Here is a 20,532-nt window from a genome sequence, read left to right on the forward strand (position 1 = left end):
TTCCCCCGCCAAACAAAAAGGGATGCCGAGGCATCCCTTTTTGTTTGATACTGCTGCGCTTACTCGCCGAGGTAGGCCTTCTGCACGGCTTCGTCGTGCAGCAGCTTCTGCGCTTCCCCTTCCAGCGTGATCTTGCCACCATCCATCACGTAGGCGCGCTGGCAGGTTTGCAGTGCCAGTTTGGCATTCTGCTCTACCAGCAGCAGGGTCACGCCCTCCTTGGCCACCTCACGGATGGTTTCAAAAATCTTCTGCACGATGATCGGGGCCAAGCCCATCGACGGCTCATCCAGCAGCAGCAGCTTGGGGCGGCTCATCAAGGCACGTGAAATCGCCAGCATCTGCTGCTCACCACCGGAAAGGGTGCCGGCCAACTGTTTGGCCCGCTCTTTCAGACGCGGGAAGATGTTGAACATGCGGTCCATGTCCGCCTGGATGGCAGCCTTGTCGTCCGTACGAGAGTAGGCACCCATTTCCAGGTTTTCAGTCACGGTCAGGCGACTGAAAATGCCACGGCCTTCCGGTACCAGCGCCAGACCATGCCGCACCAGATCATAGTTCTTGATGCTGGACAGCGGGCGGCCCTGATACAGGATCTCACCGGCGGCCGGACGCAGCATGCCTGCCAGCGTCTTCAGCGTGGTGGTCTTGCCAGCACCATTGGCCCCGATCAAGGCCACCATTTCGCCTTGCTTGATGTGGAAGGACATGCCCTTGATGGCCTGAATGGCACCGTAAGCCACCTTCAGGTCTTTGACTTCGAGAATGTTGCTCATGCGGCTGCGTCTCCTGCTTCGGAGCCCAGATAGGCTTCAATCACACGCGGGTTGCTTTGTACTTCGGCCGGTACGCCATCGGCAATCTTCTTGCCAAACTCCAGCACCGCCACCCGATCACACAGCCCCATCACCAGCTTCACATCGTGCTCGATCAGCAGCACGGCCTTGTTGTCCTTCTGCATCTTGGCCATCAAGGCGCGCAGACCTTCGGTTTCTGACGCGTTCATGCCGGCAGCTGGCTCATCCAGCGCCACCAGCATGGGATCGGTCGCGAGGGCACGGGCAATTTCCAGTCGGCGCTGATCGCCATAAGACAGGTTCTTGGCCGATTCATTGGCAAAGCGGCGAATACCCACATACTCCAGCCAGTATTCGGCTTGCTCGCGGATCTCTTTTTCTTCGCGCAAGGTGGAAGGCAGGCGCAGCATGGCGCCAATCACCGTCGCACTGGTCCGCACATGGCGACCTACCATCACGTTTTCCAGCGCCGTCATGTTGTGGAACAGACGGATGTTCTGGAAGGTCCGCGCGATACCTGCCTGTACCACCTTGTGCGGCTTGGTGGCTTCCAGCGGCTTGCCATTGAAGGTCATCACCCCGGAGTCGGCCTGATACAAACCGGTCATCACGTTGAACAGGGTGGTCTTGCCTGCCCCGTTCGGACCGATCAAACCACGAATTTCACCCTTCTTGATGGTCAAGGCCACGTCAGAGAGGGCTTGCAAGCCGCCGAAGCGCTTGTTGATGCCACTGATTTCCAGCAATACGTCTGACATGATTAGCGTCCTTCCCCGGTATTGGCTCGGTTATTCGGTTCATCTTCCGAGATCTTGGCATGCGCGGTCTGGTTCAGATGATGCGCACTCGGGAACGGGGAGTCATCATTGTCATGCAATTCCTGGCGACGGCGAACCGACGGCCACAGACCTTCCTGACGGAAACGCATCACCAGCACCAGCGCCAGACCAAACAGGAACATGCGCAGGGTGTTCGGGTCCAGGAAGCTGCGAACCACCTCTTCCGGGATGAAGGAAACGTTTTCGATGATTTTCGGTTGCACCCAGCCGAGGAAGTAGCGCAGCAATTCCGGCAGTACCTGCAGCATCACGGCACCCAGAATCACGCCACGGATGGAACCCATGCCACCCAGCACCACCATGGCCAGGACCATGATCGACTCGTTCAGCACAAAGGATTCCGGGCTGATAAAGCCTTGGTAGCTGGCAAACAGCGCACCGGCGATACCGGCAAAGGACGCACCCATACCGAAAGCCAGCAGCTTCACATTGCGCTTGTTCAGACCCATCGCCTCAGCGGCAATTTCATCTTCACGCAAAGCCATCCAGGCGCGGCCAGCACGGGAGTTTTCCAGACGGCTGATCAACAGCACCACAAACGCGGTCACCGCCAGGAAAAACAGGTAATGGTTGATGACGTTGTTACCGCCGACTGTCAAAGTAGAGCCATCCGACTTGGCAAACTCGAACAGGGTCCAGTTGGTACTCAAGGACCAGCCAAACAGGTGGATAGGCTCAATGCCCAGAATCCCTTGCGGGCCACTGGTCACGCCACCAGGGTTGTTGTTCATCACAATACGGATGATTTCACCAAACCCCAGGGTCACAATGGCCAGATAGTCACCACGCAACTTCAGCGTTGGCGCACCCAGCAAGGCTCCAGCCACCCCGGCCAGCACCGCGGCCAACGGGATGATGACCCAGATCGACCATTGCGGCACTGAGGACATCAACCCGATGTTTTGCAGCTGTGGTGAAGACACCCACGCATAGATGTAAGCACCCACGGCATAGAAGCCGATATAGCCCAGATCCAGCAGACCGGCGTAGCCGATCACGATGTTCAGGCCCAGCGCCAGCATCACGTACAGCATGGTGTTGCCCAGAATGCGCACCCAGCCGGTACCCATGAAGGGCAGGATATTGACAATGAAGGGGAGGATGGCCAGCGCAGCCAGCAGCGCGGAGACCCGCAAAATCTTGTTGTTCATCTGTTGTCTCTCCGGTAACTCAAGCGCGCTCGGCGACGCGTTCGCCCAACAAACCATTCGGGCGGAACACCAGCACCATGATCAGCACGACAAAGGACAACACACGCTCGTAATGCGAGCCGATGGCACCATTGGTCAAAATCGACAGGGTCATGATGCCCAGGGTTTCAATCAACCCCAGCAGGATACCGCCGGCCATGGCACCAAAGATGTTACCGATACCGCCCAGCACGGCAGCTGAGAACGCTGCCAGACCCAGCTCCACCCCCATGAACGGGCTGGCCTGACCATAGTTGGCAGACTGCATCACCCCAGCGATGGCAGCCAGGGCAGCGCCAATCACAAAAGTCATGGAGATCACATAGTTGATGTTGATGCCCATCAGCCCGGCCACTTCCTGATTCAGCGACGTCGCGCGCATGGCTTTACCCAGCTTGGTACGTTCCACCAGATACCACAGGCCCAGCATCATGGCGAATGCGGTCACGATGATGGTGACTTTCACATTGTCCAGCGCAGCGCCCAGAATGGTCACGCTCTGGATGTCGATGACCAGCGGGAAGGTTTTGGGGGTACTGGTCCAGAACATCACGGCGCCATACTGCATCATCAACGAGATGCCGATGGCGGTAATCAGCGGTGCCAAGCGCGGGGCCTTGCGCAGCGGGCGGTAGGCGATACGTTCCATGCCAAAGGCGAGCAACATGCAGCATGGCATGGCGATCAGCAGCGCCATCAGCACCAGCACGGCGCCCGGCAGGTGAATGCCCATGCTGACAAACAGGTTCAAGAGGGTAATGGTCAGCATGGCACCGATCATCACCACTTCGCCATGGGCAAAGTTGATCAAGCCAATAATGCCGTACACCATGGTGTAACCCAGGGCGACCAGTGCGTAAAGACTCCCTTTGACCAGGCCATTGGCGACCTGCTGGGGAATCTGATGTAAGAGTTCATCCACGGATTTGTTTCCTCACTAGCGATTACTGCATGGCAAGCCATGCATGGTGATCCCGTTTTCTTATGTATAGGCGGCGATATCAGGTTTACCTAATAATAAGCGGATCCGTTCGGGCCAGCGTTGTGCGCCAGGCGACTCAGTCCGACTGCGGCATCAGGCGATGCCGGTGAGGTTTGCCACGGTTACAAAACATGTTGCTCCTCATATATTATTTTGATTACAAAGGCAAAACACACAGAGAAGCATGGGGGGCACCCCTGTGTGACGGGCGATTATCCGGAGCACCCATAGGTGTGTCAATGATGACCAAAATTGCGGCCTTGCAACATTCATATGCTCAAAAACATTGTTTTAAATAACTTAAATTTGATATTGCAATGCAGCAATTTTATTTGCCTACGTAGTATTACGTAGCCTTGTCCGCATAAAAAAGTGCAGTTTCATGACTTGTGTCGTATTTTGTCAGCTACTGGTCCAACATGCTGTAGCAAAACTACGCCCCATGCTGGATTTGCCCCTCCTTTGTTGACCCTGGCACGCCATGGCTGAAGAAGACCTCGAACGTACCGAACCTGCCACCGGCAGACGCATCAGCGAAGCCCGCGAGCGAGGGCAAGTGCCCAACTCGCGGGAGCTGGCCACCCTGGTCAGCCTGGCCTCGGGCGTCGCCGGGTTGATGATGCTGGGCCCCGGTTTGTTGCATGCCCTCTCCACCGTGCTGCAGAAAGGGCTGGACTTTGAATGGTCGCAGAACAGCACACCGCAAGCCATGCTGGAGCAGCTCTACCGGATGTCACTGGACATGCTGATCGCCAGCCTGCCCTGGCTAGCGCTGGTGGCGGTTGCAGCAGTCCTGGCACCCTTGCTGCTGCATGGCTGGCTGTTTACCTGGCAAAGCATTGCACCAGACTTCAGCCGGGTCAGCCCGCTCAATGGGCTCAAACGCTTGTTCTCGGCACAAAGCGCGGTAGAGCTGCTCAAGGCGGTATTAAAGTCAGTACTGATCGGTGGCGCGGCGCTGTGGGTGTTGTGGCGACAAAAAGAAACGCTGGTGGGTTTGCTGAGTGTGGAGCTCAACACCGGGATCGGCATCGTCTGGACGCTGGGCATCAAGGTGCTGCTGTATGCACTGGGCGGCATGCTGCTGGTCGCCGCTGTCGACGTGCCCTACCAGTTGTGGCAGTACGCCAAGAGCCTGCGCATGACCAAGCAGGAAATCAAGGATGAGGCCAAAGAGTCGGAAGGCGATCCACAAATCAAGGGACGCATCCGCGCCTTGCAGCGCGAGGCCGCTCGGCGCCGCATGATGAGCGCCATCCCCAAGGCCGACGTGATTGTCACCAACCCGACGCACTACGCGGTGGCCTTGCAGTATCAGGAAGGCATGAGTGCCCCACGCGTTATCGCCAAGGGCATGGGCATCATTGCCGAGCGGATCATGGAAATCGGTCGCGAGCACCGCATCCCTACCCTGCGCACCCCGCCCTTTGCCCGTGCACTTTATCAGCACGCCGAACTGGAGCAGGACATCCCAGCGCCCTTGTATACCGCAGCGGCGGAAGTACTGGCCTATGTCTACCAGTTGAAAACTTACCAGCAGGTGGGCGGCGTAGCGCCCGTGTTTCCGGAAGAGCTGTCCGTTCCGGCCGATATGGTGCCTCCCGCAATGGATGCCTGAGCCCGCGCAGGCCTGATGCGACAGAATCCGCTACAATGACGGGTCAAGCCCCACGCCCATGAGCACCATGCAGAAGTTCAACCTGAACCGACTGGCCGGACCGGTACTCATCATCATGATTCTGATGATGATGATCCTGCCATTGCCGGCGATTCTGCTGGACATGTTCTTCACCTTCAATATTGCGCTGTCGCTGATTGTGCTGCTGGTGGCGCTGTACACCCAGAAGCCACTGGAATTCTCGGCCTTTCCCACGGTCTTGCTGCTGACCACCCTGCTGAGGTTGTCACTGAATGTGGCGTCCACCCGGGTGATCCTGCTGGAAGGGCATACCGGGGGGGACGCCGCTGGCAAGGTGATCGAGGCTTTCGGTCACTTTCTGGTAGGCGGCAACTACGCCATCGGTATTCTGGTCTTCATCATTCTGGTGGTGATCAACTTCACGGTGGTGACCAAGGGCGCCGGGCGCATTGCAGAAGTGAGCGCCCGCTTCACGCTGGACGCCATGCCCGGCAAACAGATGGCCATCGATGCAGATCTGAATGCGGGCCTGATCGGTGAGGAAGAGGCCCGCAAACGGCGTACCACCATTTCGCAGGAAGCCGAATTTTTCGGATCCATGGATGGTGCCTCCAAGTTTGTACGCGGTGATGCTGTCGCCGGCATCATCATCATGCTGCTCAATGTCGGCGGCGGTCTGTTCGTCGGCATGTTGCAGCATGACCTCAGCTTTGCCGACTCCGCCAAGACCTACACACTGCTGACCATTGGCGATGGTCTGGTGGCGCAGATACCGGCGCTGATCATCTCCACCGCCGCCGGCATTGTGGTGACCCGTGTCGATACCAATGAAGACATTTCCACCCAGTTAATCGGCCAGCTGTTCCGCCGCGGCCAGGTGCTGTACATCACCGCAGTTTTGCTGGCCTTGTTTGGTGTCATCCCCAATATGCCGCATGTCGCTTTTCTCAGCTTTGCTGCGCTGGCAGCAGGCCTCGGCTATATGCTGGACCAACGGCAAGAGCAGGCCCAGCAGGCAGCACAAGCGGCAGAGCAAGCCGCACCCGCGCCCGCTGCGGCGCCTGAGGTCAGCTGGGCGGACGTGCAGCCGGTTGACATGATCGGGCTGGAAGTTGGCTACCGGCTGATTTCACTGGTAGACCGTAATCAGGATGGCGAATTGCTCAAGCGCATTCGAGGTATCCGCAAGAAAATGGCGCAGGATGTCGGCTTTCTGGTGCCCGCCGTGCATATCCGGGACAACCTCGAGCTCAAGCCCAATGTCTATCGCCTCGCCCTGAAGGGTGTCGATGTGGCGGAGGGTGAGGCTTATGCCAACCAGTATCTGGCCATCAATCCAGGTCGTGTCTTAGGCCCACTGCCGGGCAACGAGACACGCGATCCAGCTTTTGGCCTGCCCGCGGTCTGGATTGAGGCCAGCCGCCGCGACGAAGCGCAGGCACTGGGTTATACCGTAGTCGATGCCAGCACGGTAATTGGCACCCACCTCTCCAGCATCATCCAGGCCAATGCGGCCGAGCTGCTGGGTCGCGAGGAAGTGCAACAGCTGGTCGATCATGTGGCCAAGGAGTTCCCCAAACTGGTGGAAGAGCTGGTGCCCAAGGTCATCCCGATCGGGGTACTGCACCGGGTACTGCAAGCCTTGCTGCGCGAGGATGTGTCGATCCGCGACATGCGCAGCATCATTGAAACCCTGGCCGAATGGGTACCCCGCACTCAGGATGTGGAAGAGCTGACTGCGCAAGTGCGCATCGCGCTGGCACGCTCCATCGTGCAGCAAGCCTATAGCGGCTTCGGCTACAAAGAGCAGGACGCCCTGCCGGTACTGGCGCTTGATCCCAATCTGGAAACCCTGCTGCTGCAAGCGACGCAAACCCGTGGCGGTGAAGGCGCCGGATTTGAGCCTGGCCTGGCTGAAAACCTGCTGCAGCAGACGAGTGAACTGGTGCAGCAGCGTGAGCAGCAAGGTCAACCTTCGGTGCTGATGGTGCCCGGCCCTTTGCGCAACATCCTGTCGCGTTTCCTGCGGCGCTCCATCCCGCAACTGAAGATTCTGGCGCATGCCGAAATCCCCGATAACAAAGCCATCCAGGTGGTGGCCGTGATAGGCGGACGCAGCTGATGCGCATTCACACAACATATTACGCGTTGAATCTGCGCGCCGCCCTTCCCGTTCTGGCAGCCATCGGCTAGAGTGCGCACCATGGTGGTCAAAAAGTTCTACGGCAACAATACCCGTGAGGCGCTGCGCCAGGTGCGTGATGCACTGGGCCCGGATGCGCTCATCCTTTCCAACCGGCAAGTACCGGGGGGCGGGATCGAGATCATGGCTGTCGCCGACACCGATGTGGCGCAATTGACCAGCGGCCCAGGGCAGCTGGCCCCGGCGACACCACAGGACCGCACAGCCCAGGTACATGCCCCACAGGCAGATGCCGCCTTGCAGGCACGCGAGCCTGATTGGCCGCAGGTGACCCGCCGCCGTGGCCGCGAGCCTTCTCCGGCCCTGGATCGGGAAGAACCCTTCCTGATCAGCCACTCCGCCCCCCCGCGCGCAGCGCCCCCGCCCGCCCCCAAGCGCTACGTCGCACCGGAATGGCTGGATAACCACGAGGTCACCCCTGAGTCTGTTGAGGCACCGCCCGCTTCCGCACCGGCGGCCAGCGCCCGGCCCGACCCGGCACAGGAAGACGTGCTCAATGAAGTGCGCATGCTGCGCGCGCTGCTGGAAGGCCAGCTGGCCGGTTTTGCCTGGGGCGAGTTCAGCCAGAAGCATCCGGAACGGCTGGATGCGCTGCGGCAGATGCTGGCGGCTGGCTTCAGCCCCCGGCTGGCTCGAGAATTGATGGAGCCCCTGCCTCCGGGGCTCAACGGCAGCCAGATCAACAAATGGTTGCGCCAATCCTTACAGCAGCAGCTGCAGGTCAGCACCGCCGCAGACGAGCTGGTGGATCGGGGCGGTGTTTTGGCGCTGGTCGGCCCGACCGGGGTGGGGAAAACCACCACCGTGGCCAAACTGGCCGCACGATATACCCTGAAATACGGCGCGCAGCATGTTGCGCTGATTTCGACCGACAGCTACCGGATCGGTGCCCACGATCAGTTGCGCATTTACGGCAAGATCCTCAATGTACCGGTGTATTCGGTCAAGGATGAGGACGACCTGCAACTGACCCTGGCCGACCTCACCAACCGCCACCTGATCCTGATCGACACCGTCGGCATGAGTCAGCGCGACCAGCGGCTGGTGGAGCAGATTGCCATGCTCAGCGGCCAGGGTGAGCGCATCCAGCGACTGCTGCTGATGGCAGCCAACACCCAGGCCGGTACGCTGGACGATGTGGTGCGGCGCTATAGCGGCGAGCATGCGCACGGCCTGATCGGCTGCGTGCTGACCAAGATTGATGAGTCACTCAGCCTGGGTGCCAGCCTGGACGCCATTCTGCGCTACCGCCTGCCCCTGCACTATGTCACCAATGGTCAGCGCGTGCCGGAAGACCTGCACCTGCCCAATCCGCTCTACCTGATCGACCGCGCCTTCAAGAATCAGGCCGACAGCGACACCTTTGCCCTGCGGCAAGAAGAATACCCGCTGTACATGGCGGCACAGCCCAGCAACCATCAAGCGATGCCGGCTGCACCTGCCCCAGCGACCGCACCCGCCGCACCCATGACGCCACTGGCCCAGGTGCTGCGCTCCAATCGCAAAGGCCCGTCGCTTGGCTGAAGCTCGGTGGCGGCAGGATCAGGCCACCGGCCTGCGCCAGTTGATGCAAGCGCGCAGCCAGCGCAGCATCAGCCTGATCGGAGGCCGGGGACGCATTGGCAAAACCAGTCTGGTCATCAACCTGGCCACCTCGCTGGTACATCGTGGCAACCGGGTGCTGGTGATCGACGAGTTCAACAGCTCCGGCAATGTCGCGGCGCGGCTGGGCATGCGTGCCCGCCAACGTCTGGGCGACGTGTTGCGAGGCGACGCACCACTGGAGAGCCTGGTCCTGGATGCCGCGACCGATTTGCAGATTCTGCCGCTCTCGGTGCAACCCAGCCAGCTGGCACGACTGGACGCCGACAGCGAAGCGCGCTTTGCCCAACAGTTTGCCGACCTGCTAGCGGATGTGGATTTTCTGCTGGTCGATGCCGCACCCATACACAGCCCCGACCAGCCCAGCATGGCACTGGCAACCGATGAACGCTTGATTGTGCTGGCAGACCGGGCAGAAGCCATTACCGATGCCTATACTTTCATCAAGTTATTGAGCCGCGATTTTGCCAAGCGGGATTTCCTGCTGCTGGTCAACCGTGCGCCGGACTACACTGCAGCCAAACAACTGTTCGAACGGGTGGCCCGCGTGGCACGCCGCCATACCCAGGCCGACGTGCGCTTGTTGGGCTTTGTGCCGGAGGATGAAACCTTGCATCGTGCCAATCACCTGCTGCAACCACTCATGCCTGCCTTTGCGGATGCCGAGGCCAGCCATGCCTGCCTGCAGCTGGCCGAGGTACTGGAGCGGCTGGTGCCGGTGAGCCTGACACCGCCCGATGCCTTTGTACACCGCTGGATCGAATGCAACCGCGCCTTCCTCCCGTCACAGCAGCCGTGAAACGCCTTATCCCGCCATGTACAAACCCAGCCCACAGGATCTGATTGCACAACGGGTCACCGCTCTGGCCCCGCTGGTCAAGCGGATCGCACACCATTTGATGGTACGGCTGCCTGCCAATGTAGAAGTGGATGACCTGATCCAGGTGGGTTTGATGGGTTTGATGGAGGCCGCACAGCATTTTGACGAGACACTGGGCGTGCAGTTCGAAACCTTTGCAGGCCAGCGCATCCGCGGCGCCATGCTCGATGAACTGCGACAGCTCGACTGGCTACCACGCCAGGTTCGCCGCCAGTTAAAGGAAGTGGAATCCGCGATGACCCAGCTGGAACACCAGCTGGGTCGCCCGGCAGGCGAGTCGGAGCTGGCCCGCCATCTCGGCATGCCCCTTGCCGATTTGCAAAGAACACTGGATGATGGGCGCGGGCATCAGTTGCTGTATCTGGATGATTTTGCGGTGGACGATGACAACCCGCTGATCGACCGCCTGCTGCCCGACCATGCCGCCAACCCGCATACCCTGCTGGAAGAGGACGGCTTCCGCCAGACGCTGATCGATGCCATCCGCCGCCTGCCGGAACGGGAGCAATTGCTGATGAGCCTCTATTACGAACAGGAACTCAACCTCAAGGAAATCGGCGAGGTATTGGGCGTAACCGAATCACGCGTCAGCCAGCTGCACACCCAGGCCATCAGTCGTTTACGGGCCTGCATGCGCGAGTGGCTGAGCGAACCCCGCCGGAACTGACCCCCATGCGCTTTGACTACCTCAGCCTCACCGGCATCCTTCTCTCTTTTGTCGCCATCCTGGGCGGCCAGTTGCTCGAAGGCGGTCATATTGGCTCCTTGCTGCAGCTGACCGCCTTTCTGATCGTCCTGGGGGGCACCACCGGCGCCGTGATGCTGCAATATCCCTTGCCCATTTTCTGGCAGGGCGTGCGCATGCTGCGCTGGATCGTACGCCCACCGCAATACGATTTGCCTGCCCTGCTCAATAATCTGGTGACCTGGAGCCAGCTGGCACGTCGCGGCGGCCTGCTGGCACTGGAACCCCGCATCACCGACCAAAAGGATGATTTCAACCGCAAAGGCCTGCAACTGCTGGTCGACGGCGTGGAGCCGAATGCCTTGCGCTCGACCTTGTGGATCGAACTGGAGACCCGGCAGGACAACGCCAAACGCGCAGCACGGGTGTGGGAGTCTGCAGGCGGCTATGCCCCGACCATCGGCATTCTCGGCGCGGTGATGGGTCTGATCCACGTGATGGAAAACCTGTCGGACCCGTCCAAACTGGGCGCAGGCATTGCCGTGGCCTTCGTGGCGACCATCTATGGCGTCGGCTCAGCCAACCTGTTGTTCCTGCCTATCGCCAACAAACTGAAGCAACTGGTGCAGGAAGAAAGCGTACAGCGGGAAATGTATATCGAAGGGCTGTGCGCCATTGCCAATGGCGAGAACCCGCGCATCATTGAGGCCAAGCTGCGTGGCTACCTCGGCAGCCCCCGCTGAGTGGCCGACCTCCAGCACACCGTCGTCAGTGGCCCCAGCGGCGGATCATCGGGTGAGACAAGCCCATATGATCCAGCAGGCGGGCGACCATGAAATCCACCAGGTCCTCAATCGTTTTGGGATGATGGTAGAAGCCCGGGGCCGGTGGCATGATCACCACCCCCAGCCGCGCCAGCTTCAGCATGTTTTCCAGATGAATGGCAGAGAGCGGCGCTTCACGTGGCAGCAGGATCAGCTTGCGCTGCTCCTTGATCATCACATCCGCCGCACGTTCAATCAGGTTATCACTGCTGCCCATGGCGATGGCCGCCAGCGTGCCCATGCTGCACGGGCACACCACCATGGCGTCCGCCGGGTTGGAGCCACTGGCCACCGGGGCAAACCACTCCTCCCGCCCGAAGACCTGCAGCAAGGCCTCATCTACCGCATAGCGCTGTCGCAGCCAGTCCGCCAGCTCCGCGGCTCGCCCCGGGATCGCCAGGTCGGGCAGCTCTTGCCGCAGCACCACCTGGGCAGCCTGTGAGGTCAGGACGTACTGGCGGACCTTCAGCTCGGCCAGGCATTCAATCAGTCGCAGTGCATACGGCATGCCGGACGCACCGGTCAGCGCAACACACACGGTATAGGGCGGCTGCGGGTCAGGGTTTGGGTTCGCCATTGCCAGGAATCACAATCAGGTTATCGGCCCCATTCGGGGCAGGCGCAGGGGGTGTCGCCGGTTTGGCAGGTGTCAGTTGCGGCTTGCTCGGCGCAAGCGGTGCTTTGGGTGCAGGTACCGGGGTCAACGGCTTGCGGGGTACCACGGTCAATCCCGTATCATCCGAGGCACCCGGCGCGTTGGGGCTGACCGGTCGCATCGGGCACAGCTTCTCGGCAAAGGCATCCCCTATCGAATCCGGCACAATCGAATGAGGATCGGTTTCACTGGCGGGCAATTGATCCAGCAAGCGTCCTTGTCCGTCATACAGCAGCCAGTTCAGCTGCAGAATGGTGTGTACCTTGCACTGAATGCGCTCGCGAAACAAGGCGGTCACCACGCTGCCCTTGGCCGTCTCTACCGGCGTGGCAAACTGTACCCGCCGCCAGTAGCTGACCTCGTCCAGCTCAAACACCAGCTTGCTGGCATCAAAACTGTGTATCGCGGTATCGCCCCCCACCGGCAGCCGCTGCCAGTCTGCCGCATGGGCGGAAGTTGTCAGTCCAGCCAGCGCCATGGCCGTAAGCAGGGTTTTGCAGCGTGCCAAGCCATGGGAGACCATCACAGGCCCCTAGAGCAAACGGCTATCGTGCAGCTCCCGATGCCGCACCAGTACGGTCTGCTGGGCACGGAACCAGGCCCCCAGCATTTCCACCAGGTAGACCGAGCGATGCTGACCACCGGTACAGCCTACCGCCACCGTCAGATAGCTGCGATTCTCTTCACGATAGGCGGGCAGCCATTTCTCGACCAGCGACCGGATGTCTTCATACATGGTCTGCACCGCAGGCGCGGCCTGCAGAAACGCCGCGACGGGCTGGTCCTTGCCGGTCAGCGGGCGCAATTGCGGATCGTAATGCGGGTTGGGCAAGGCGCGGGCATCGAACACCAGATCGGCATCCAGCGGAATACCATGTTTGAAGCCAAAGGACTGGAAGGCCAGCGTCAACTGCTCACTGCGCGACACCCCCACCAGCAGCTTGATCCAGGCCCGCAAGGTATTGGCCCGCATGTCACTGGTGTCAATGTGGTGGGCAAAATCCACCACATCAGACAGCTCTTCGCGCTCCAGCTCAATGCACTCGGCCACGGTACGCTGCCCTTCCGACAGCGGGTGCCGCCGCCGGGTTTCCGAAAAGCGTTTGACCAGCGTCTCCGTGCGCGCCTCGAGAAACAGCAGGCGCACATCCAGCCCACCGATACGCAAAGCCTGCAGGTATTGCGGCAAGGATGAGACGCTGTGGCCGCTGCGGACATCAATGCTGATCGCAGCGCGCTGGTAGCCTTGCGCCGCCAGAAACTCGGCCACTTGCGGCAGGAAATGCGCCGGCAGGTTGTCGATGCAGTAGTAACCGGAGTCCTCCAGCACCGCCAGCGCCACACTCTTGCCGGACCCAGACAGCCCGGACAGCAGTACCAGCTGGAAGTCCTTGTTCTGCAGCTCGACCACAGTCACTCCCCTCCCGCTTCCAGCAGGCGCTGCTGCCGTTCGATAAATTCACGGGTGCTGTCAATGCCCCGTAATTGCAGGATATAGGCACGCACGGCGGTTTCCACCAGTACCGCCAGGTTACGTCCGGCCGCCACCGGCAGCACCACCTTGCGCACCGGCACATCCAGCACATCCTGCGTCTGCGCATCCATTTCCAACCGGTCCAGCGCGGCCAGGTTCTCACCGCTGGCTTTTTGCAAATGAATGATCAGCTTGAGGGTCTTGCGTGGACGGATGGCGGTTTCACCAAACACGGTACGGATATTGAGGATGCCGAGACCGCGCACCTCCAGAAAATCCTTGAGCAGCTGCGGGCAGCGTCCTTCCAGCAGCTCCGGCGCCACCCGGTAGACCTCGACAATGTCATCCGCCACCAGACCATGGCCGCGACTGATCAGATCCAGCGCCAGCTCGCTCTTGCCCATGGCCGATTCACCGGTGATCAGCACGCCGACTTCCAGCACATCCAGGAATACGCCGTGCAGGGTCGTCGACACCGCCAGGGCCTTGGCCAGATAGGCCCGCAAGACATCCATCAGGTAGGGGCTGTGCTCCGGGGAGGACAGCAGCGGGATCTGATGCTTTTCGCAGAATTCAATCAGGATGGGCGGTACCTGTTCGCCATTGGCGACGATCATCGCCGCCATCGGGTTGGCAAACAAGCGGGTAATGGAAGCATGCAGCGAGGGAAAGTTCAGGCTGCGCAGGTAGTTCATCTCCGCCAGACCCAGCACCTGGATGCGGTTGGGGTGAATGAAGTTCAGGTGGCCCACCAGGGCCAGCGAAGCACGGTCTACGTCGTCATTCGACAGGTTGCTATCGGTGGCGGATCGCCCCGCAACCCAGCTGAGATCCAGCTTTTCACGATTGTCGTCATACAGTTGGGCAACGCTGATACGGGGCATGGATCATTCCTGTCCACTGAGCATGCGGTAAACCTGGCCCGGGTCCGCCGACTGCAGCAATTGCTCGCGCAGCGCACGGCTACAGAACAGCTCAGCCAGCTCGCCCAGGATCTGCAAATGCAGCTCGCTGGCATGATCCGGCACCAGCAGCACAAACAGCAGTTGCACCGGCTTGCCATCCGGCGCATCGAACGGGATGGCCGCCTTCAGACGCACGAAAATGCCGACCGCCTCTTTCAGACCCTTGATCCGTCCATGCGGAATGGCCACGCCTTGTCCGAGGCCGGTTGAGCCCAGTTTTTCCCGGTCAAACAGGCTGTCTGTCACCTTGCTGCGGGCAATCTGATAGTCATTCTCGGCCAGCAGACCAACCTGCTCAAACACCCGCTTCTTGCTGCTGACATCCAGATCCAGCACAACATGGCCGGGACGTAATATCTTGTGTAAAAAACTCATGAATTAAGCTCGCCTGTGGGCGGCACGCTCAACCTCGGGAGCACATTCTCCCCGGGTACGGTGCAAAACAAAACGGCGAGGCAGGGAACCCCTGCCTCGCCGTGGCATTGTACTCCTGTTTGCACCGCTTCGGCGCGACGCTTATTCAGCCGCCTCACCATGGAGATGCTTCAACGAACCGCCATCATGGCGACGATCAGCCCGCTTTTCCTTGTGTTTCAGGACCTGACGGTCCAGCTTGTCGATCAGGGCGTCAATGGCTGCGTACAGATCACTGTCGCTTGATTCGGCAAAGATGTCGTTACCGCGCACATGGAGCGTGGCCTCCACTTTCTGGACCAGTTTGTCCACCGACATGATCACATTCACGTCCAGCACATGATCAAAGTGGCGCGTCACCCGCGTCAGCTTGGAGGTCATGTATTCCCGGATGGCCGGGGTGATCTCAAGATGGTGTCCGCTCATGGTCAGATTCATGGTTTACCTCCTGGGGAAAACTCGGGTCAGACACCGCTCAACCGGCTCTGCCCTATAGCGCCTTGCGCAGATTGACGGGTGCAATGTGCATCGCTTCACGGTATTTCGCCACCGTGCGGCGAGCAACCACTACCCCCTGATTTGCCAACATGTCCGACAACTGACTATCACTCAAGGGTCTGGCTGGGTCCTCCGCTTGTATCAATTGCTTGATCAGCGCCCGTATGGCTGTGGCCGAACAGGCACCACCGGTATCTGTCTCTAATCGACTGCCAAAGAAGTACTTGAGTTCAAAAATTCCGCGGGGGGAGAGCAAATATTTCTGGTTGGTGACACGGGAGACGGTAGATTCGTGCAAGTCCAGCTCGTCTGCGATCTCGCGCAGCACCAAGGGGACCATGCCCACCTCGCCATGCTCAAAGAATCGCCATTGCCGCTCTACGATGGCTCGTGACACACGCAATATGGTGGCAAAACGCTGCTGCACGTTTTTCACCATCCAGCGCGCTTCCTGCAGTTGCTCCTGCAAGCCCTTGCCGTCGGCACCGCGATGTTGGGTCAGGATACTGGCGTACAACTGGTTCACTTTCAGCTTGGGGACGGCATCAGCATTCAAATGCGCCACCCATTTACCTTTTTGCTTGACCACCACCACATCCGGCACCACATAGCGTGGCTTCTCCGTCGAAAAGGGGCGCCCCGGCTTCGGATCCAGGCTGCCGATCAGCTGTTGCACCTGCCGCAGCATGTCTTCATCGCACTGTAGCCGTTTCTTCAGTTTGGTATAGTCTCGCGCGCCTAGCAAGTCCAGATGATCAAGTACCAAGGTCAGGGCCATCTGCCGTACGTCGGAATCCGGCAGACGCAGCAGTTGCAGTTGCAGACATTCAGGCAATGCGCGGGCGGCGACTCCTGCGGGCTCACAATGCTGCACATAGCGCAGTGCGATGCGCCATTCCTCTTCGTCGACCTCCCATTCGTCCGGACCCAGGTCGATCAGCTCCTCCAGCCCGCCCAGCAGGTAGCCGTCCTCATCCAGCGCCTCCACGATCAGGCTGGCCAATACTGCATCGCGCTGGGGCAGCTTCATCTCCCCCAGCTGGGCCAGCAGATGCTCGCGCAGGGAGATGGACTCCGGCGTTTGCTGCATCCAGTCCCGCTCTTCATCCTCATCGTCCGGGCTGCCATTGCCCGCAGCGGCCCAGCTCAGCTCGCCCAGTGCCTCGCCTGCGGCTTGCCAGGCGTCATTCAGCTCGACCGAATCGCCTTCCGCCACAGGCTCCGCAACATCATCCGGCCCATCAGCCCGTTCCAGCATCGGGTTGAGTTCGATGAACTGATCGAGCTCCTGCTGCATGTCCAGCGTGGAGAGCTGCAGCAAGCGGATGGCCTGTTGCAGCTGCGGTGTCAGGGTCAGCTGTTGTGACAGCTTGAGTTGCAGGGTCGGTTTCATTGCTGCCCGCTACAGGGTGAAGCTTTCACCCAGATACACCTTGCGGACCGCCTCATTGGCGACCAGCTGTTCCGGGTGACCATCGGCCAGCACCTTGCCTTCGGCGATGATGTAAGCCCGGTCGCAGATATCCAGCGTTTCACGCACCTTGTGGTCGGTGATCAGCACGCCAATGCCGCGATCCTTGAGGAAGCCGATCATCCGCTGCACATCGGCCACGGCGATCGGGTCCACACCGTTGAACGGCTCATCCAGCAAGATGAACTTGGGGTTGCTGGCCAGTGCCCGCACAATCTCCACCCGTCGTCGTTCCCCGCCCGACAGGCTCTGCGGCATCTGGTCACGCAAGTGGGTGACATGCAGCTCGCCGAGCAGGGTTTCCAGCCGCGCCATACGCTTTTTTTCGTTAGGCTCGTGCAGTTCCAGAATGGACAGCACGTTTTCCGCCACCGTCATGCGGCGGAAAATGGAAGCCTCCTGCGGCAAATAGCCCAGCCCGGCACGCGCCCGGCGGTGAATCGGCCAGTGGCGCATGTCCTTGTCGTCCAAATACACCGCCCCACCATTGGCGGGCACCAGACCGATGATCATGTAGAAGCTGGTGGTTTTGCCTGCCCCATTGGGGCCCAGCAGACCGACCACCTCGCCACTCTCTACCGAGAGGCTGACATCATGCACCACGGTGCGTCCGCGGTAGCGTTTCTGCAATTGTTCTGCGCGCAGCTTGCTCATGAAATCATCATACCAGTATGCGGGCCCCTGCGCCCGGCTGTCATTGAGGAGCCGGAGCGGGTGCCGGGGTCGCAGCAGGTGCAGCGGGGCGCGGCTTCGGCGTGATGGTCACCGTGACCCGGCCGCCCCCTTCAGGGCTGGTGGTGGTACTGGCGCCGCCTTTGACGGAATATTGCTGCGTGACCGAGTCATAAAAGATACTGGCCCCTTTCACCTCATCCAGACCCCGCTTCACTCGGGCATTGCCCAGCAATTGCAGCTGGTTCTTGGCGCTGTCGTACTCCATCCGGTCGCCATACCCTTCCACATACTCATCCACGTTGTCCTGCTTCTGGCGGAACTGCACCGGCCGGCCCACGCCAACGGCTTTCATGTCGCCCACATCATTGGTGGTCACATCAATCCGCTCGGCCTGCACCCGCAGGGTGCCCTGCACGATCAGGACATTGCCAATAAACTGCCGGGTACCCTTGTTCATGTCCAGCGTCACGGTATCTGCCTGGATATTGATGGGTTTGTCCCGGTCCGCCGTCTCGGCGTGCGCCCATAGCGACAGCAACATCAGGCCACAGGCGGACGCCAGCCCCCCCTTACTTCGCTTGTACATAATTTGCCCTCACATGATGTTTCAAGGTGATCTTGCGCGCCTGCTGATCCATCACCATCCCTACGGCATCCACCCTGCTGCTGCCCTGCACCAGCTGCAGCGGTGCTTCCGTCTGTGCCAGCTTGCGGTCTGTCCATACCGTCAGGTTGCGCGTCGTCAGGGTAATGGGAAGCTGCTTTTGCCAGGCGGCCTGGGTAATGATCACACCTTCATTGAAGATGACCCGCTTCTGGCTCCGGTCCAGCGTCGCCCGGCTGGCCACAATCACCAGCTGTGGCTGATTCGGCAGCATCTGCACCAGGCGCGCATCGCGCAGCTCGCTGCTGTCGGTATCCGGGTAGTGCTCCAGATGCGCAGCAGCAAGCCGGTACTCCAGATTGCCAGCGGGTCCGTAGCGCTGTGCTTCAAACTGCTCAATGATGTAATCCGGGTCATGCCGGCTGCTGCCATCCCGTGCCGCGGCAGGCGCGTTGACCACGCGTTCGAGCCAGGCAGCCAGCCCGGACAGCAAGGCCAGCACCAGCACCAGAAACCAGGGCGCACCCTTGAGGAACTGTGGCATGCTCAGTCCAGATACCGCGCCAGTTGCGCATCCAGCGTGCCTTGCGCGGCCATGATCAGCTCACACAGTTCCCGCGCCGCGCCCTCGCCGCCCGCCCGCCGGGTCACCCAGTGGGCATGCTGTTGCACCACCGCCGGGGCTGCCGGCACAGACACCGCCAGCCCACTGCTACGCATGGGCGGCAAATCCACTACATCGTCCCCCATGAAACCGGCCTGTGCCGGGCTTAGCTGCAACTCTGCCAACAGCGCCAGAAAACAGCTGCGCTTGTCTTCCACGCCCTGAAACACGTGCTGTATTCCGAGATTCGTCGCCCGCAGTTCCACCGTGCGCGAGCGACGTCCGGTGATGATGGCCACCGCCACACCGCTGGCCTGCAGCATCTTCAGCCCATGCCCGTCCAGCGTATTGAACGCTTTCATTTCTTCGCCAGCGTCGTTCAGATAGAGCTTGCCATCGGTCAACACGCCATCAACATCAAACGCCATCAGCCGTATGGCCTGGGCTCTGCTACGCAGTTCTGGGGAAAAATCAGTCATCGTGTTCCGGCTCACAGCAAGCCCGCATTCAGCAGGTCGTGCAGGTGTATGGCGCCGACCAGCTGTTGTTGTTCATCCAGCACCAGCAAGCTGGTGATTTTGGGTGCCTGTTCCATCAAGGCTATCGCCTCGACGGCCAGGGTATCCGCCTGCACACAGCGCGGCCTCGGGGTCATGACTTCCCCCACGGTCACGCTGCGCAAATCCGCAAAGCGGGAGACCGCCCGCCGCAGGTCGCCATCGGTAAAGATGCCTACCAGGGCTTCCGCATCATCCAGCACCGCGGCAAACCCCAGACGCTTGCGGGTGACCACTTCCAGCGCCTGCGGCAACACATCGCTGATGCGCACCATCGGCAAGTGCTCACCCGCGTGCATCAGGTCGGCCACCTGAATCAACAGCCGCCGCCCCAGCCGTCCACCGGGGTGCGACAGGGCGAAATCATCGACGCCAAACCCGCGCCATTCCAGCAGCGCCACCGCCAGCGCATCACCCAGCGCCAGTGCAGCCGTGGTGCTGGTGGTGGGCGCCAATCCCAATGGACAGGCCTCCTCCCGTACCCCGGCATCCAGCACCACCTCGGCGGCCTTGGCCAGACTGGAGCCGGGATTACCGGTGAGCACCACCAGCGGAATCTTCTGCCGTCTCAGATAGGGCAACAGGGCCAGCAGTTCATCACTCTCGCCGGAGTAGGACAGCGCCAGCAGCACGTCATCCTGGGTCAGCATCCCCAGGTCGCCATGGCAGGCCTCTGCCGGGTGCAGGAAAAATGCGGGCGTACCGGTACTCGCCAAGGTCGCCGCAATCTTGCCCGCGATATGGCCGGACTTGCCCATGCCACTGACCACCACTCGACCACGACAATCCCGCAGCACCTGCAAAGCTCGCAGTACCTGACCATCCAGCCGATCGGCCAGTGCGGTCAGCGCCTCGGCCTCGACCCGCAGTACGCGCCGCGTCGTCGCCAGCAAGGAATCGTCATCCGCCGGCATGGCGGACAGGGAGGAATAATCACTCATGGGTACACAGTATAGCAGCATGCGCGCGCCCTC

22 protein-coding genes are annotated in these 20,532 nt (G+C 60.6%); 6 read left to right on the forward strand and 16 right to left on the reverse strand.

Annotated elements, in window-relative coordinates; genetic code table 11:
* Nucleotides 1–59 precede the first annotated feature (59 nt).
* Genes HF682_RS16825 through HF682_RS16840 form a run of 4 tightly spaced genes read right to left on the reverse strand, consistent with a single transcriptional unit; the run spans nucleotide 60 to nucleotide 3,748 of the window.
* On the reverse strand, nucleotides 60–776 hold the full coding sequence (locus tag HF682_RS16825) for an ABC transporter ATP-binding protein (protein ID WP_168878506.1): 717 nt from the start codon (nucleotides 774–776) through the stop codon (nucleotides 60–62).
* Nucleotides 773–1,555, reverse strand: a complete 783-nt coding sequence (locus HF682_RS16830) for an ABC transporter ATP-binding protein (RefSeq protein ID WP_168878507.1) — start codon at nucleotides 1,553–1,555, stop codon at nucleotides 773–775. The genes HF682_RS16825 and HF682_RS16830 overlap by 4 nt, the downstream gene beginning before the upstream one ends.
* A 2-nt stretch (nucleotides 1,556–1,557) precedes the next feature.
* Entirely contained in the window at nucleotides 1,558–2,787 is a 1,230-nt protein-coding gene (locus tag HF682_RS16835) for an ABC transporter permease subunit (protein WP_168878508.1), read from the reverse strand.
* A gap of 19 nt (nucleotides 2,788–2,806) precedes the next feature.
* Nucleotides 2,807–3,748, reverse strand: a complete 942-nt coding sequence (locus HF682_RS16840; protein ID WP_168878509.1) for a branched-chain amino acid ABC transporter permease — start codon at nucleotides 3,746–3,748, stop codon at nucleotides 2,807–2,809.
* Between the two features lie 541 nt (nucleotides 3,749–4,289).
* Here HF682_RS16840 and flhB point away from each other — a divergent pair.
* From flhB to HF682_RS16870, 6 genes are all read left to right on the forward strand, one after another.
* Entirely contained in the window at nucleotides 4,290–5,426 is a 1,137-nt protein-coding gene (flhB, locus tag HF682_RS16845) for a flagellar biosynthesis protein FlhB (protein WP_168878510.1), read from the forward strand.
* Nucleotides 5,427–5,493: 67 nt separating this feature from the next.
* Complete coding sequence (flhA, locus tag HF682_RS16850) at nucleotides 5,494–7,569, forward strand: flagellar biosynthesis protein FlhA (protein ID WP_240947328.1); 2,076 nt, start codon at nucleotides 5,494–5,496, stop codon at nucleotides 7,567–7,569.
* 81 nt (nucleotides 7,570–7,650) lie between these two features.
* Nucleotides 7,651–9,174: a flagellar biosynthesis GTPase FlhF gene (gene flhF, locus HF682_RS16855; protein ID WP_168878512.1), complete on the forward strand. Its 1,524-nt coding sequence runs from the start codon at nucleotides 7,651–7,653 to the stop codon at nucleotides 9,172–9,174.
* On the forward strand, nucleotides 9,167–10,051 hold the full coding sequence (locus tag HF682_RS16860; RefSeq protein WP_168878513.1) for a cellulose synthase operon protein YhjQ/BcsQ: 885 nt from the start codon (nucleotides 9,167–9,169) through the stop codon (nucleotides 10,049–10,051). The genes flhF and HF682_RS16860 overlap by 8 nt, the downstream gene beginning before the upstream one ends.
* A gap of 16 nt (nucleotides 10,052–10,067) precedes the next feature.
* Nucleotides 10,068–10,799 (forward strand): RNA polymerase sigma factor FliA, encoded by a 732-nt coding sequence (locus HF682_RS16865; RefSeq protein WP_168878514.1) that lies wholly within the window; start codon nucleotides 10,068–10,070, stop codon nucleotides 10,797–10,799.
* A complete protein-coding gene (locus HF682_RS16870; protein WP_308418756.1) occupies nucleotides 10,772–11,560 on the forward strand; it encodes a flagellar motor protein in 789 nt (262 codons plus the stop codon). The genes HF682_RS16865 and HF682_RS16870 overlap by 28 nt, the downstream gene beginning before the upstream one ends.
* A gap of 25 nt (nucleotides 11,561–11,585) precedes the next feature.
* Here the strand turns inward: HF682_RS16870 and HF682_RS16875 are convergent, their stop codons facing one another.
* The 12 genes from HF682_RS16875 to HF682_RS16930 form a co-directional block, all read right to left on the reverse strand.
* Nucleotides 11,586–12,218: a flavin prenyltransferase UbiX gene (locus HF682_RS16875; RefSeq protein WP_168878515.1), complete on the reverse strand. Its 633-nt coding sequence runs from the start codon at nucleotides 12,216–12,218 to the stop codon at nucleotides 11,586–11,588.
* Nucleotides 12,199–12,819 (reverse strand): surface-adhesin E family protein, encoded by a 621-nt coding sequence (locus tag HF682_RS16880; RefSeq protein ID WP_168878516.1) that lies wholly within the window; start codon nucleotides 12,817–12,819, stop codon nucleotides 12,199–12,201. Before HF682_RS16880 ends, HF682_RS16875 begins: the two co-directional genes overlap by 20 nt.
* 9 nt (nucleotides 12,820–12,828) lie before the next feature.
* Nucleotides 12,829–13,713, reverse strand: a complete 885-nt coding sequence (gene rapZ / locus HF682_RS16885) for an RNase adapter RapZ (RefSeq protein WP_308418757.1) — start codon at nucleotides 13,711–13,713, stop codon at nucleotides 12,829–12,831.
* The gene (gene hprK / locus HF682_RS16890; RefSeq protein WP_168878517.1) at nucleotides 13,710–14,654 is read right to left on the reverse strand and encodes an HPr(Ser) kinase/phosphatase; all 945 of its coding nucleotides are present in this window, start codon (nucleotides 14,652–14,654) and stop codon (nucleotides 13,710–13,712) included. The genes rapZ and hprK overlap by 4 nt, the downstream gene beginning before the upstream one ends.
* A 3-nt stretch (nucleotides 14,655–14,657) precedes the next feature.
* Nucleotides 14,658–15,110 carry a PTS sugar transporter subunit IIA gene (locus HF682_RS16895; protein WP_168878518.1) on the reverse strand — a complete coding sequence of 151 codons (453 nt, stop codon included), beginning with the start codon at nucleotides 15,108–15,110 and terminating at the stop codon, nucleotides 14,658–14,660.
* Between the two features lie 141 nt (nucleotides 15,111–15,251).
* A complete protein-coding gene (gene hpf, locus HF682_RS16900) occupies nucleotides 15,252–15,587 on the reverse strand; it encodes a ribosome hibernation-promoting factor, HPF/YfiA family (protein WP_168878519.1) in 336 nt (111 codons plus the stop codon).
* A gap of 52 nt (nucleotides 15,588–15,639) precedes the next feature.
* Complete coding sequence (locus HF682_RS16905) at nucleotides 15,640–17,040, reverse strand: RNA polymerase factor sigma-54 (protein ID WP_168878520.1); 1,401 nt, start codon at nucleotides 17,038–17,040, stop codon at nucleotides 15,640–15,642.
* Between the two features lie 9 nt (nucleotides 17,041–17,049).
* Entirely contained in the window at nucleotides 17,050–17,772 is a 723-nt protein-coding gene (lptB, locus tag HF682_RS16910; protein WP_168878521.1) for an LPS export ABC transporter ATP-binding protein, read from the reverse strand.
* A 40-nt stretch (nucleotides 17,773–17,812) separates the two neighbouring features.
* Nucleotides 17,813–18,379 carry a lipopolysaccharide transport periplasmic protein LptA gene (gene lptA, locus HF682_RS16915; RefSeq protein ID WP_168878522.1) on the reverse strand — a complete coding sequence of 189 codons (567 nt, stop codon included), beginning with the start codon at nucleotides 18,377–18,379 and terminating at the stop codon, nucleotides 17,813–17,815.
* Nucleotides 18,363–18,941 (reverse strand): LPS export ABC transporter periplasmic protein LptC, encoded by a 579-nt coding sequence (gene lptC, locus HF682_RS16920; RefSeq protein WP_168878523.1) that lies wholly within the window; start codon nucleotides 18,939–18,941, stop codon nucleotides 18,363–18,365. The genes lptA and lptC overlap by 17 nt, the downstream gene beginning before the upstream one ends.
* A 2-nt stretch (nucleotides 18,942–18,943) precedes the next feature.
* Nucleotides 18,944–19,480 carry a KdsC family phosphatase gene (locus HF682_RS16925; protein WP_168878524.1) on the reverse strand — a complete coding sequence of 179 codons (537 nt, stop codon included), beginning with the start codon at nucleotides 19,478–19,480 and terminating at the stop codon, nucleotides 18,944–18,946.
* A gap of 11 nt (nucleotides 19,481–19,491) precedes the next feature.
* Nucleotides 19,492–20,499, reverse strand: a complete 1,008-nt coding sequence (locus HF682_RS16930; RefSeq protein ID WP_168878525.1) for a KpsF/GutQ family sugar-phosphate isomerase — start codon at nucleotides 20,497–20,499, stop codon at nucleotides 19,492–19,494.
* Nucleotides 20,500–20,532 lie beyond the last annotated feature (33 nt).

The organism is Leeia aquatica (assembly GCF_012641365.1).
Taxonomy (GTDB): domain Bacteria; phylum Pseudomonadota; class Gammaproteobacteria; order Burkholderiales; family Leeiaceae; genus Leeia; species Leeia aquatica.